Source organism: Actinoplanes philippinensis, from assembly GCF_900113015.1.
Lineage (GTDB): Bacteria > Actinomycetota > Actinomycetes > Mycobacteriales > Micromonosporaceae > Actinoplanes > Actinoplanes philippinensis.
In genome coordinates this window covers 102,481-116,318 of the sequence record NZ_FONV01000002.1, presented here as the reverse complement: position 1 = coordinate 116,318, position 13,838 = coordinate 102,481, and the positions used below count along the sequence as shown (strand labels likewise).

Annotated in this window: 8 protein-coding genes; 2 read left to right on the top strand and 6 right to left on the bottom strand. The window is 71.7% G+C overall.

Annotation, left to right across the window (positions count from 1 at the left end):
* Positions 1–47: 47 nt before the first annotated feature.
* Positions 48–1,721 (top strand): PAS domain S-box protein, encoded by a 1,674-nt coding sequence (locus tag BM290_RS04005; protein ID WP_093610127.1) that lies wholly within the window; start codon positions 48–50, stop codon positions 1,719–1,721.
* Positions 1,722–1,837: 116 nt separating this feature from the next.
* Here BM290_RS04005 and BM290_RS04000 read toward each other — a convergent pair whose 3' ends face one another.
* Positions 1,838–3,508, bottom strand: a complete 1,671-nt coding sequence (locus tag BM290_RS04000) for a serine/threonine-protein kinase (RefSeq protein WP_093610125.1) — start codon at positions 3,506–3,508, stop codon at positions 1,838–1,840.
* Between the two features lie 225 nt (positions 3,509–3,733).
* On the bottom strand, positions 3,734–4,345 hold the full coding sequence (locus BM290_RS03995) for a TetR/AcrR family transcriptional regulator (protein WP_093610123.1): 612 nt from the start codon (positions 4,343–4,345) through the stop codon (positions 3,734–3,736).
* A gap of 62 nt (positions 4,346–4,407) precedes the next feature.
* Between BM290_RS03995 and BM290_RS03990 the strand changes: the two genes are divergently transcribed.
* Entirely contained in the window at positions 4,408–5,355 is a 948-nt protein-coding gene (locus tag BM290_RS03990) for a hypothetical protein (protein WP_093610121.1), read from the top strand.
* Between the two features lie 31 nt (positions 5,356–5,386).
* Here BM290_RS03990 and BM290_RS03985 read toward each other — a convergent pair whose 3' ends face one another.
* From BM290_RS03985 to BM290_RS03970, 4 genes are read right to left on the bottom strand one after another with little or no spacing between them, the layout of a single operon-like run.
* Positions 5,387–6,934: an ABC transporter gene (locus BM290_RS03985; RefSeq protein WP_143133608.1), complete on the bottom strand. Its 1,548-nt coding sequence runs from the start codon at positions 6,932–6,934 to the stop codon at positions 5,387–5,389.
* Positions 6,924–8,309, bottom strand: coding sequence for a glycosyltransferase (locus BM290_RS03980; protein WP_093610117.1), 1,386 nt, complete (start codon positions 8,307–8,309; stop codon positions 6,924–6,926). The genes BM290_RS03985 and BM290_RS03980 overlap by 11 nt, the downstream gene beginning before the upstream one ends.
* Positions 8,306–10,369, bottom strand: coding sequence for a glycosyltransferase (locus tag BM290_RS03975; RefSeq protein ID WP_093610115.1), 2,064 nt, complete (start codon positions 10,367–10,369; stop codon positions 8,306–8,308). The genes BM290_RS03980 and BM290_RS03975 overlap by 4 nt, the downstream gene beginning before the upstream one ends.
* Positions 10,369–13,830 (bottom strand): PA14 domain-containing protein, encoded by a 3,462-nt coding sequence (locus BM290_RS03970; protein WP_177319573.1) that lies wholly within the window; start codon positions 13,828–13,830, stop codon positions 10,369–10,371. The genes BM290_RS03975 and BM290_RS03970 overlap by 1 nt, the downstream gene beginning before the upstream one ends.
* Positions 13,831–13,838 lie beyond the last annotated feature (8 nt).

Below are 13,838 nucleotides of genomic sequence, written 5' to 3'. Positions count from 1 at the left end.
CCCCCAGAGATGGCTCAGCCCCTCAGCATGACCGAACAGTTTCCGATATGACGACCGTGCCGGAACAGCTTTTTCTGCTGGGCAACCTGGCGATCCTGCTCACGTACGTGGTGGTCACGGCGGTCGTCGTGGTCTGGGCGGTACGGCGGCGCGGCCGGCTGCAGGACGAGGCCGACGCGCATCGGGCCACCCTGCAGGCCGTGGCCGAGCACACCGACGACGCGATCATCGGGTCCGACCTCGACGGCGTCCTCACGGCCTGGAACCGCGGCGCCGAACAGATCTTCGGCTGGACCGCCGACGAGGTCGTCGGCCGGCACGCCCGGATCCTGACCGACGAGGCCGGTGCCGCGGAGCAGCGCGACATGATGCGGCGGATCCGGGAGGGCGAGAAGGGTGTGCCGTACGAGACACGCCGGTTCCGCAAGGACGGCACCCCGGTCGAGGCGTCGTTCAGTGTGGCCCTGGTCCGGGACCGTTTCGGGCAGCCGATCGGGTTCTCCGCGGTGGTCCGGGACATCACCGCGCTGAAGGAGGCGGCCGAGCGGCAGCGGGCCGTCGAGGAGCGTACCCACCAGGCGCAGCGGATGGAGAGCCTCGGCAAACTGGCGGGCGGGGTGGCGCACGACTTCAACAACATCCTGGCGATCATCGTGAACTACACCGACTTCGCGGCCGAGGAGGCGGCCGGCAACGACGCCCTCACCGCCGACCTGCGGCACGTGCGCACCGCCGCCGACCGGGCCATCAACCTGACCCGTCAGCTGCTGACCTTCACCCGCGGCGACACCATCCAGCCCCGCGACGTCGACCTCTCTGCCGCTCTCGCCGAGGTGCACGCCATGCTCGGCCGCACCATCGGCGAACACATCAACCTGATCATGGTGCCGTCGGCGGCGCCGGTCACCGTGCACGTCGACCCCGGCCAGCTGCAGCAGGTGGTGCTCAACCTGGCGATCAACGCCCGCGACGCGATGCCCGACGGCGGCACCCTGGTCCTGGAGGCGAACACCGCCGACCTGGACGGCGGGGAACTCGACATGCAGCCCGCACTGCCCGCCGGAGCCTACGCCCGCCTGCTGGTCAGCGACACCGGCGAGGGCATGACAGCGGACGTGGCGGCGCACATCTTCGAGCCGTTCTACACGACGAAGCCCCGCGGCCAGGGGACCGGGCTGGGACTGTCCACCGTCTACGGCATCGTCGCCGAGGCGGGCGGCAGCATCAACGTCTACTCCGAGCCGGGCGTCGGCACCACGTTCCGCATCTACCTGCCGCTGGTCACGGCGTCCGGCGACGGCGCCGCCACGCTCCCGCGGCACGACGCGCCCCCGGCGGGCGACGGGCGGACCATCCTGGTCGTCGAGGACGAGCCGGCCCTCGCCCGCGTCGTCACCCGCATCCTCACCGACGGCGGCTATCACGTCCTCACCGCCACCGGCGGCCGCCAGGCGCTGACCCTCTTCCACCAGCACCGCTGCGACGCCCTGCTGACCGACGTGATCATGCCGGAGATGTCCGGCCGCCGTCTGGCCGAACTGGTCCACGCATCCGAACCGGCCCTGCCCGTCCTCTACATGTCCGGCTACAGCAACGGCCTCCTCGGCACCACCCACGTCCTCGACGGTGACATCGCCTTCATCGAGAAACCCTTCACCGCCCACGACCTCCTGCACAAGATCGCCGAGGTCCTTCCCGACCTCACCAGGAGGTACGGCTGACCCGCCCCGCCGAATCCACCCCGCCCCCTCCGCTCCCCCGCGAGGCGCTGCCCGCCTCCCGCCCCTCAGCGCGCCGCACCGGCGAAAGCGGCCCCCGGCGGTCACCCCTCGCGGGTTCAGGGGCGCGTGGTGAAGGAGGCGAGGATGACGGTGAAGCCGGGGAGGTTGGTGGCCCAGGCCTGCCGGGTGGACTGCCACTCCAGCACGAACGTGCGGCCGCCGCTGGTGGTGACCCGGCGCAGCGAGCGCATCGAGGCGCCGTCGCGGTCGCGGAAGGTGTACTCCCAGACGGCCGCCGATCCGGCCGGAAGCGCTTCGAGGCGGAGCCGCCGGTAGCCGGGGAGGGCGGTCTCCATCTCGGCGATCTCCAGTTCGGCGATCACGTCGGACGGAGGCTCGGCCACGGCGGTGACGCTGAGCCGCAGCCGGTCGGCGTCGGCGCGGAAGGCCGTCCCGCCCGGGATGTCGAGCCGGCGCCAGCCCTCGGGAACGGCGATCCGGTAGCCGTCCGGGCTGTCCCACCAGGTGTGCCCGGGCGGCGGCGCGGTCTCCCGCCCAGGCCCGGCCGGGACGCCGGTGGACCGCTCGGGACCGGGCGGCAGGGCGGGTGGGACAGCGGTCCCGGTGGCGGCCGGGCCACCGGCAGGCGGACCGGCGGTGTCCGGGCCGGCGGTGTGGGGACCATCGGCGGTGGACCGGCCGGTCCCTCCGGGGGCGGACAGCACGGTCGCGGAGCCGGCCGCATCGGTGGTGAGACCGGGCCGGGCGGGCGCCGGGAGGATGCCGGCCGGCCGGTTCGGGTCGGGCGAGGCGGGAGCGGTGGTGACGGTGGCGGCGGCGACGTCCGTACCGCCGCGGGTCTCGCCCTGGGCCGTCGCCGCGACCGCCGTGAGGGTCGTGGTGACCGCGACCGCCGCCAACGCCGCCGGGATCCGCCGGCGGGCCGCGGACCGTGGCCGTCGCCGGCTCGCCTCGACGACGCCGCGCAGCGCCCACTCCGCTCCGGTGACGGTCAGCCGGTCGGACGGATCGCGACGCAGCAGACCGGCGAGCACCGGCGCCAGCGGCCCGGCCCGGCGGGGCGGCTCGGGGCGGCCGGCGCCGATCGCGCGCAGCACCTCGGTGGTGGTCCGGCGGACGAACGGCGGGCGGCCCTCGACCGCGTGGTAGAGCGTGGCCCCCAGCGACCACAGGTCGGACCGCTCGTCGGTGGCGTGGTCGAAGATCCGTTCGGGGGCGATGTATTTCGGGGAGCCGAGGACGATCCCGGCGTCGGCGAGGGTGCGGATGCCGTTCGGGGTGACCACCGGGCCGAAGTCGGTGAGCACCACCCGGCCCTCGTCGGTGATCAGCACGTTGCCGGGCTTGACGTCGAGGTGCAGCACCCCGGCCCGCCCGGCCGCCCGCAGCGCCGACACCAGCACGAGGCCGATCCGCGCGACCCGGATCGGGGACAGCGGCCCGGTCTCGTCGATCACCTCGTGCAGCGACCGGGACGGAAGGTACTCCATGACGATCCACGGACCGTCCCACGACGGCAGCACGTCGAGGGTGTTCATCACGTTGGGGTGCTCGACGCGGGAGGCGGCGACGGCCTCCGGCAGCGCCCAGTCCCGGATCAGCTCCTGCTGCCCGATCGTCAGTCCGTCGGGGATGGCGCAGTGTTTGACCACGACCTGCGTGTCGGTCTTCTCGTCCACAGCGAGCCAGATCCGGCTCATGTGACCTGAGGCGAGCGGGTGGACGAGCCGATAACGCCCCCCGACGACCTCTCCCTCCGCGGCCATGTCTTTACCCCGTCTTCAAGATGTGTTTACGCAGCTCAGATGCTCTGTCGAGAGTAGCCGGTGCGAACCATCCAAGATCGATGGGGGTAACTCTCCGCACCGGTACGACTATCCACTGTGACCAGGGGCGGGGCCATCGTCCGAGTGGCGCGCGCAGGCGTCCTGTCAGAGTTCCGACACCATTCGAGTGATGGGACAACCGTCACCAAAAGGTCCCGGAAGTCTCTACGACACTCCATTGAGGACGGCGAAGACCCGCCCGGCAGTGGCGCGGATCACGGCACGGACGCTCTCCGGCGACTCGCCCCGCGTGATCCGGCGCCGGATCTCGGCATGCAGGGCGTGGTCGGCGGCCGACAGGAGAGCGGCGGCGAGATGGCCGGAGGCCGGCGACGCGGCGTCCGGAGGCGCGGCGGCGGTGAGCGCGGTGGCCAGCGCCTCCTCGGTCAGCTCGCGCAGGAGCCGGGCGCGCGCCAGCAATGCCGGACTGTCGTCGACGACCCGCCAGAATCGCGCCGCTGCGGGGTCCAGGCCGAGCGTGGCGTCGTCGCGATCCAGGCGTTCGAGAAACGCGCGGTGCACGGCGGCCGCCGGCGTCTCCCCGGGGACCCGGTCGCGCACGGCGCGGGCGAGCCGCTGGATCACCTCGTCCTGGCGGTCGAAGAACAGGTCCTCCTTGGTGGGGAAGTAGTTGAAGACCGTGTTGACCGAGACGGTCGCGGCGCGGCCCACCTCGGCGACGGTGACCCGGTCGAAACCCTTCTCCAGGAACAGCGCCAGCGCGGCGTCGGCGATCGCCGTGCGGGTCGCCTGCTTCTTGTCGTCACGAAGGCCCACGTCCCGAATCTTAGCGTCACCCAAAACTTGGTGTGACACCAAAATTCCACTACGGTCGGCCCATGCCTCTTCTCTTCGGTCTCTATCCGGGTGGCCTCTCCGAAACGGCTGACGGCTCCGTCACTCCGGGCGCGGTGAACGATCCGGACCGCATCCTGGCCGCGCTCGACGAGCTGCACGGCGACCGCCCGTTCCTGGTCCGGGGCTACCTGCACTACAGCGACGCCACGCCCGGCATGCCGCAGGCGCCACCCGACCCGGAGCAGTACGCGACCGGCCGCCGACGGCTCGACCTGGTGCTGTGTTTCCGCGAGCCGGGCGACGATCTGGCCGGATGGCTGCGGTTCGTCCGCGAGCAGATCCGCCGGCACGCGCCGATCCTGGCCAAGGTGCAGATCACCGAGGAGCCGGACAATCCCGGGCCGGGTGGCGACGGCGGTTTCCCGGCGGTGCGGCGGGCTCTGATCGAGGGTGTTCTCGCGGCGCGCGACGAGGTGGCCCGGCTCGGCGTGGACGTCCTGGTCGGCTGCAACGCGACGCTCGCCTTCGACCCGGGGCAGGAGTACTGGACCGGCCTGGGGCGGGCGGGTGGTGACGAGTTCCGGGCCGCGCTCGGCTATGTGGGGCTCGACTTCTTCCCGGACGTCTTCCGGCCGATCCCGCCGGAGGAGTTCGCCGGCACGGTGGCCGGGGTGCTCCGCCATTTCCGGCGGGAGAGCCTGGGCGCGGGCGGGGTGCCGGAGTCGGTGCCGATGCACATCACCGAGCACGGGTGGCCGACCGGCGCGGGCCGGTCACCGGAGCGTCAGGCCGAGGTCCTGGAGACGGTGGTACGGGCCGTCGCCGGCGCCGGTGATCTCGGCATCGACACGTATGAGCACTTCGCGCTCCGCGACGCCGACAGCTCCGCCGACGACCCGATGTTCCGGTTCGGCCTGATGACCACGGACTACCGGCCCCGGCCGGCGTTCACCACCTACCGCCGCCTGATCGCCGAACTGTCCGGCTGACGACTCCTCCTCGCCGGAACGGCGACGATCCTCATCGCGCGACGGGGACGAGCGTCCACTGCCGGCCACCGCGGTCGTCGTCCCAGCTCAGGGCCGGCGGGGCGGTGGTGACGGCACGCAGGCGGACCGCGTCGGCCGCGCCCTGGGCGGACAGCAGCAGATAGCGCACCCCGTGGCCGGCCGGATCGGCGACGGCCGCCGCGAAGTCCCGGTCCGGGGTGATGACGAACTGCCGGGGCCGGTCGCTGGCCAGCACGATGCCGAAGGCGTAGGCCGCGTCGGTGAGGACGGCGCCGTCCGGCAGCTCCATGGCGTCCAGGTCGGCGGCCACCCTCCGGTTGACCAGGGTGAGCCCACGGGTACGGTCGGCGCCGTCCGCGGTGAGCCACTCCGACTCCTCGCGGGCCAGCGTCGGCCGGCCGAGGGTGACCACCGTGGCCGGGATCGCGACGAGCACGGCGGCCAGCGCCGCGGTGACCACCTCCCGCCGGGGCCGGGCCGCGATCAGATGCCCGGCCAGCAGCACGGTCAGCGGGACGACAGTGATGTGGAACCGCAGCCAGCCGAACGACGTGCCGGACAGGAACGCCAGCGCGTCGAACGCCAGCACCGACCCGAGGACGGTGACCGCGGCGAGCACCCGTGGGTCACGCCGTCGCCAGGCCACCACCAGCGCGGCGACGAGGACCACCACGAACAGCGGGGCCAGGCCGAGCATCTGCTGCAACCAGTAGCCGATCCGGCCGGGCAGGTCGTCGCCGGTGACCGAGCTGATGCCGGTGGCGTTCGCGGACACCTGGGCGGAGTTGCCGTACTGGGAGGAGAACGTGGCGAACCACTGGCCGACGATCAGCTTGCCGGCCAGCGCCCACAGGATCACCGCCAGCAGGCCGGGCAGCCCGGCGAGGACCGCGTCGGTACGGGCCAGGGCGATTCGGCGGGGGCGGTCTCCGGGCGTACGCCACAGGGTTGTCAGGAAGACGAGGACCGGGACCGCGGCAGCCGGGGCGAGCGCCTCGTATCTCGCGCCGTAGGCGAGCCCGATGGCGAGGCCGAGTGGCACGAGTTGTTCGGCGCGGCCGTCGGCGAGCCAGATGACCAGCGCCCGCACCGCCAGCATCAGGCAGAGCAGGAAGCAGGCCTCGCTCATCCCGTTGCCGGAGTAGATGACGATCATCGGGTGCAGCGCGAACGCGGCGGTGAGCACGAGCCGGGCGGTCCGCGGCACATCGGAGCGCCGGAGCACGTCGTGCAGCACCGCGACGGTCGCCGTCATCAGCGCCGCCGAGACCAGCACCACGAGCAGGCCCTGCTGGGTGAGCGCCGGGAAGATCAGCCCGAGCGGCAGGAACGGCAGCAGGATCAGCGACGGCAGCGGGTTCCAGACGAAACCGATGGCGGCCAGGTGCGGATCCCGGCTGAACAGCGTGTACCAGGCGTTCGCGACCCGGCTCGCCGAGTCGCCGGGCACCAGGTCGCTCTGCCAGAACCACAGAGCCATGGCCACATAGACGACCGCATAGAAGACGAACGGCCTCTTCAACACCTGAGGGGTACGGGTGAGCACGTCAACCGACATCGGCGGTCTCCTTGGCGAGGTGCAGGCCGTGCGTCGTCTTCTCCCAGTAGGACGGTTTGAACACGAGCTGCCAGGCGGCCTTGGCCCCGGCCAGGCTCATCATCGCCCAGTACCCGGGCGACAGCAGCGCCGTGCCGAGGAGGTCGGGCCGGTCCATGGTGCGGGCCGACAGCACGTTCAGATAGATCACCGTGGCGTTGCCGAAGACCAGGCAGAGGACGCCCAGGTAATAGAAGGGCGGCACGAAGATCTCCTCCATGATCGGCGGCCGGTCCAGGAACCAGAGGATCGTGGTGGCCCACAGGACGGCGTTGAGCAGCGCCGCGAGCGGGGTGCCGCCGACGAACAGGTTGAGGCAGAGGATCCCGCGCCAGCCCAGCTGCCGGGCCGTGGCCCGCGGTGACCGCAGGTGCACCAGCCAGGTCATCAGGTAGCCCTTGTACCAGCGGCTGCGCTGCTTGATCCAGTTGATGAAGTCGGAGTTCGCCTCCTCCAGCGTGACCGAGTGCAGCACCCCGACCCGGTATCCGGAGCGGGCCAGCCGGATCCCGAGGTCGGCGTCCTCGGTCACGTTGTACGGATCCCAGGCCCCCAGCTCCCGCAGCTCCCGCGCCCGGAAATGGTTGCTGGTGCCGCCCAGCGGGATCGGCATCCGCAGCGCCACCAGACCGGGCAGCAGCGACCGGAACCAGGTGGCGTACTCCAGCGCGAACCACCGGGTGATCCGGTTCTGGTCGACGTTGAAGTAGCCCAGCTCGGCCTGCAGGCACACATAGGACGGCCCGAGCCGGCGCAGCGCCACCACGGCCCGGCGCAGCTGCAGCGGGTCGGGGATGTCCTCGGCGTCGTAGATCGTCACGAACTCGCCGGTGGCCTGCTCCAGCCCCACGTTGCAGGCCTTCGGCTTGGTCTTGGGCTGCGACTCGGGCACCACCAGGATCCGCACGTGATCGGCGGTCGCCACGGCCTCCGCGGCCTCGATGGTCTCCCGGTCGTCCTCCTCCAGCAGCAGGATGATCTCCAGCTTGTCCGCCGGGTACTCCAGCGCGCCCAGATGCGACATGAGCAGCCCGATCACCGACGGCTCCCGGTAGGCGGGCACCAGCACCGTGTAGACCGGCAGCTCGTGATCGGGGACGGCCCGGGCCTCCTCGTCGCTGACCCGGATCAGGTGCTCGCCGCGGGTCGACGCCCACACCAGCACGACCCGGAAGACGATCGCCGCGCCGTACGCCACGGTCACGATCGCCACCACGGTCTGCAGCACTGTCATCGGCCGCAGCACCGCCCATACGGTGAGCAGCACGAGCGCCGCGATCAGGCCGGCCCGCTGCATCCTCGACAGCACCACCCGCGCCGAGAAGTCCGCGCTCATCGGGCGCTCTCCAGCAGGATCACGGCCATCGCCACCAGTGCCGCCAGCGCGAACCGGCCCCGGGGAAGGTACTGCCGGACGGCGGTGACCGGGGCGGGCGCCGGCGACCAGCGGGTCACGACGACCGCGACGGTGATCGCCAGCACCGCGTCGGTGAGGACCGGCAGCCGTGCCACGTCGAAGGCGGCCGGGCCGAACAGGCGCCCGGTCAGCAGCACGACCAGGACCGCGCCGACGGTCACCGCGGTCACCGTCAGCGACCCCACCACACCCCGGGTCAGGGCCTGCCGTGTCGCTCCGGACAGGACGAACGCGCTGATCAGCAGGCACACGACCGCACCGGCCAGCGCCAGGCCCGGTAGCTGCTGAGCGGGCAGCAGCAACTCCTGGCCGTGATACTCGGTGACCAGGCCGCCTCCGCTGCTGGTCGGCCCGGCCGGGCGGCCGAGCAGGGTGACCACGGCCCGGATGCCGGCGTCCACCGGTGCGCCCACGGCCGGGGCCACCCCGGCGATCGCGAGCAGGGGCAGCAGCAGCGCCCACCGCAGCCGCGCCACGGTACGGGTGCCGACCAGCAGGATCGCCGCGCCGGCCAGGAACGACAGCGCCGCCGGAACCAGCCAGGCGTCGGCCGGCATGAGCAGCAGCAGGGTCACGCCGGCGGTCAGGAACACGGTGGCCAGCAGCCCGTCCACCTGCCGGTCGTGCACGTCCGGTTCGGCGCTCGACGGCCGGATCCGGCTCGCGGCCAGCGCCGCCGCCGCGGCGGCCGGGATCAGCAGCGGCACCCCGGAGCCACGGCTCCACAGGCCGTCCCACACGTCCGCGGCGAGCGCCGGGAACGCCACCGCGGTCAGCGCCACCGCCAGCAGCAGCCGGGTCGCGACCGCCCGGCGCACCGCCACCACCAGGCCGCCCGCGCCGGCCGGAGCGCCGTACACCCAGTTGCTGGTGACCGCGTACCGCAGCACGAACACCACCACGATGGCCAGCACGTTCGCTTCCAGGTAGTGCAGCCCGGCCAGTTGCACGAGCCCGTAGAGCAGCCCCAGATGGACCGGCGTGAGCGTGTTGTTGAGCAGCAGGAACCGGCCGAACCGGCGGCGCCGGGCGTGCTCACCCGGAGGCATCACCAGGTTGTCGATGACCGCGAAGTTCCACACGATCGCCACCTGCACGGCCAGGAGCGCGGCCAGCAGGTACGGCAGCCCCGCGACCTCGCCGAGCGCCCACAGGGCCGCCGAGTTGACGGCTGTGCCGATCGCCCCGGCCAGCCCGAAGCCGGCCAGCCGGCCCAGCGGCGACACCGGATGCCGGGCCGCGGCGAGTCGCAGCAGCGTCAGGTGGCGCAGATAGCGCAGCCCCTCCCGCAGCGACGCCTTGCTCTCGCCAGCCTGCCGTGGCCGGAACGTGTACGGCACCTCGGTGATCTGCCGCATCCGGCCGCGGACCACGAGCTCCAGCAGGATCTTGTACCCGTTCGGCCGCAACGACGAGGTGTCGAGCGCGTCCCGGCGTACCGCGAAGAAGCCGCTCATCGGATCGGTGACCGCCCGCAGCCGGACCGGGAAGAAGATCTTGGCGAGGGTGCCGGAGGCGCGCGAGACGATGCGCCGGAAGGCGCCGCCGAGGCCGGTGACCCGCCCGCGGGTGCGGTAGCGGCTGGCCACCACCGCGTCCGCCTGGTCGATCTGCCCGGCGGCGAGCAGCTCCGGCACGGTGGCCGGGGGATGCTGCAGGTCGCCGTCCATCACCACGACCCACGGCGCGAGCGCCGCGGTCAATCCGGCGGTCACCGCACCCCCGAGGCCCCCGGTCCGTTCGCCTCGCGGCCGATGCAGCAGGCGTACGCCCTCCGGATCCGATGCGGACAGTGCGGTGATGATCTCCGGGGTGTGGTCGTCGCTGTCGTCGACGAAGACGATCTCGCTGGGGGTGGCGCCGAGCGCGTCACGCAGTTGCTCGACCAGGGGCCGTACGTTGTCCGCCTCGTTGCGCGTGGGCACGACGACGGTGACCGCCGGAGGTGCCTTCAGCCGAACCGGGATTACCTCCACCATTACGGGATCTCCCTCTGGGACGTGAATCGTGCTACCGCTCCGCCGCCGGCCTCGTAGTACTCGACGACGACGGTGTGCTCACCGGCCGCGACATCGATGTCGGCGGTGAAGGTGGTGGGGCCGTGATCGGACCAGCCGTCGACGACCGTGACGCCGTCGAGCAGCACCCGGATCCCGTCGTCGCCGGTCGCCGCGAACCGGTAGGTCCCGGCCGTCCACGCGGCGGTCCGTGTCCAGCGGGCCGAGAATCCGTCGGCGGGGACGGCCGGTCCGGGGCTGCCGTCGCCCCAGTCGAACGCGACCGCGTCGTCGGATCCGGTCAGCACCGGCGTGCCGGACAGTTCGCGGTTGTCGAAGTACTCGGCGGCCCAGGTGTCGACCGGGCCGACGTCACCGACGCGTTCGTAACCGAACCGGGCGATGGCGCCGCCACCGTTCTCGAAGTACTCGACCCGGATCTGATGGGGGCCGTCGAACAGCAGGCGGTCGGTGCTGAACGAGTCGTTCTGGTTGACCCACTTGTCGACGATCGGGACACCGTCCAGCCAGACCCGGATGCCGTCGTCGCTCTGGCCGGCGAACCGGTAGATGCCGGCCGGCAGGGTGTCGGTGCGGGTCCAGCGGGCCGAGAAGCCGTCGGCGGGCAGACCCGCGGCGGGTGCGCCGCCACCCCAGTCGAAGCCGATCGTGCTGTCCTGCCGGGTCAGCACGGGCTCACCGGCCAGATCCATGCCGGTGAAGTATTGGGCTGTCCAGTCCGGTGGATCGGCTGCCTCGGCGGTCTGCCGGAAGGCGAGTTTCGCGACCGCGTCGCCCCCGTTCTCGTAGTACTCCATCACCACCGTGTGCGGCCCGCCGCCGAGCAGGGTGGTCCGGGTGTGCGCGGTGGCGCCGGAGTCGGCCCACGCGTCGATGATCCGCTGACCGTCCACGGTGACCCGGACACCGTCGTCGGCGGTGGCGATGAACTCGTAGTCGCCCGGGGCAAGGCTGAGCGCGCGGGTGTACCGGGCGACGAAGTGGTCCGCGCTGATCGCCGGGTCCGGGGAGCCGAGCGCCCAGTCGTTGTCGACGTTCGGCTCGGCACGGGTCAGCGCCGGCGTGGTGGACGGCACGGTCGGCGCGGAGCCGGCCCCCGGGGTGTTCCAGTACTCGGCCTGCCATTCTGTGCCGGGCTGGTCGATGGCGGCCGCCCAGTCCAGTTTGGCCATCGCGTCGCCGCCCTCGTCGAAGTACTCGAGGGTGATCGTGTGGACGCCCTCGCCCAGGTCGCCGATCCAGTCGTAGGCGGTCCCGGACTGGCCCTGCCACCTGTCGAGCACCAGCCGCCGGTCCACGTAGAGCCGGACGCCGTCGTCGGAGACCGTGGTGAACCGGTAGCGCCCGGCCGGGAAGTGCTGCCGCTTCGTCCAGCGGGCGGAGAACGCGTTCGCCGGCACCGCCGGGTCCGGGGCGGCCTCGCCCCAGACGAAGTCGATCCGTGGGTCGGCCCGGGTCAGCACCGGGGTCCCGGCCAGGTTCTTGTTGTCGTAGAAGGTGGCGGTGAACGGCGCCGACGGCACATAGGTGGCGGTGTAGGTGGTGTCCGCGGCCGGGGTGGTGACGGTGTGCCGGATGCCCTTCCCGTCCGACCAGCCTTGGAACTGGTAGACCGTGCCGTCGGCCGCCACGGCGGTCGGTGGGGCGTACAGCTCCCGCTTGAAGTTCTCCACCCCGAGGACCTCGTGCGGGGTCTCCACCGGCACCCCGTCCAGATACGCGGTCAGGCCGGGCGGGCTGGTCGCGACCGTGAGAGTGGTGGTGAGCGGCCGGATCTCGATCGACTTCGAGGTGCTCAGCCCGGTGCCGTCGGTGGCGGTCACCCGGATCTCGTACCAGGTGTCGGCCGACGACTCGCCGGTGTCCGGAATGGTGAACTGCCCGGCCCGGCCGGTCAGCGGCCCGGCGAACGGGTGGATGTGCGTGTGGTGATGCAGGATCACCGACGTCCGGATGCGGTTGTCGTCCAGGTCGAACCCGGCGGCGTCCTGCGCGAAGGCGTTGTAGGTGATGACGTCGCCGGCGCGGTAGGTGGACTCGTCGGCCGGCACCGCGATGGTCACCGTGGGCGCGATGCCGACCTGGATGATCAGCGGTACGGCGCTCGCGGTGTCACCGCCGCTGTCGGCCACCCGCAGCACCGCGGTGTAGACGCCGGTGTCCGGATAGGTGTGTGTCGGGTTGGCGTCGGCGCTGGTCGTGCCGTCGCCGAAGTCCCAGGAGTAGGTGAGCGGGTCGCCGTCCGGGTCGCTGCTGCCCGCACTGGAGAAGTTGACGGTCAGCGGGTTCAGCCCCTTGTCCACGTCGGACGTGGCGTTCGCCGTGGGGGAGTGGTTGCCCAGGCTGTAGGTGACCTTGTAGATCCGCCCCGGGATGTAGGTCAGGTAGTAGAGGTCGCCGTCCGGCCCCACCTTGAGGTCGACGACCGCCCCGGCCTGCGCGTCGAAGTCGTGCACCGCCGTGACGTTGCCGTTCTCGTCGAGCACGGCCCGCTTGATGAACCCCTTCGCGTAGTCGGCGAAGAACAGGTTCCCCCGGTACTCGGGCGGGAAGACCGAGCCCCGGTAGACCGGTCCGCCGGTGGCCGCCGCGCTCTCGCCGTCATGGGCGTACACATGGATCGGGTCGATGAACCCCGCGCAGTTCGCGGTGCACATCCCCTCCTTGAGCGGCCACCCGTAGTTGCCGCCCTTGACGATGTGGTTGACCTCCTCCCACGTGTAGTCGCCGACGTCGCCGCCGTACAACTCCCCGGTCAGGCTGTCGAACTGGAACCGCCACGGGTTGCGGAAGCCGTACGCCCAGATCGCCTGCTCTTTTCCCGCCTGCCCGTAGAACGGGTTGTCGGCGGGGATCGAGCCGTCGGGGTTGATCCGCAGGATCTTGCCGTGCGGATTGGAGAGGATCTGCGCGTTGCTGGAGTAGCCGTTGTCACCGACGGCGAAGTACAGCTTGCCGTCCGGCCCGAACCGGATGCTGCCGCCCACGTGCAGGTGCTGCGAGAGCGACTCGGTCTTGAAGATCTCGAACGGCCCGTCGGTGCCGACGTCACCCGAAGCGTCGAAGCGGACCAGCCGATTGTGCAGGTCAAGGCCGGTGTAATAGAAATAGGCGTAGTGATTGGTGACCCCGAAACCGGGGTCGAAGGCGATGCCGATGAGACCCCGGTCACCGGTCGGCTCGGACGGCAGCACCGCGAACGGCGTGGCCAGTAGGTGCCCGTCCTTGAAGACCTTGATGACGCCGGCCCGCTCCAGGACGAAGATCCGCCCGTCCGGGGCGATCTCGAAGCCGGACGGCTCGTTCAGGTCGGCGCCGACGACGAGCGAGGTCTGGAAATCGGACGGCGGGGCGGCGGACACGGGCGCGCCGGCGCAGAGGGAGAAAAGGATCAGGACCAGAAGCGCTGTCGCCGCTCTCACAGGTCCCG

Coding starts and splice junctions, on each gene's coding strand:
- BM290_RS04005 (WP_093610127.1), top strand. CDS start 48: ATGACGACCGTGCCGGAACAGCTTTTTCTGCTGGGCAACCTGGCGATC.
- BM290_RS04000 (WP_093610125.1), bottom strand. CDS start 3,508: ATGGCCGCGGAGGGAGAGGTCGTCGGGGGGCGTTATCGGCTCGTCCAC.
- BM290_RS03975 (WP_093610115.1), bottom strand. CDS start 10,369: ATGGTGGAGGTAATCCCGGTTCGGCTGAAGGCACCTCCGGCGGTCACC.
- BM290_RS03985 (WP_143133608.1), bottom strand. CDS start 6,934: ATGTCGGTTGACGTGCTCACCCGTACCCCTCAGGTGTTGAAGAGGCCG.
- BM290_RS03980 (WP_093610117.1), bottom strand. CDS start 8,309: ATGAGCGCGGACTTCTCGGCGCGGGTGGTGCTGTCGAGGATGCAGCGG.
- BM290_RS03990 (WP_093610121.1), top strand. CDS start 4,408: ATGCCTCTTCTCTTCGGTCTCTATCCGGGTGGCCTCTCCGAAACGGCT.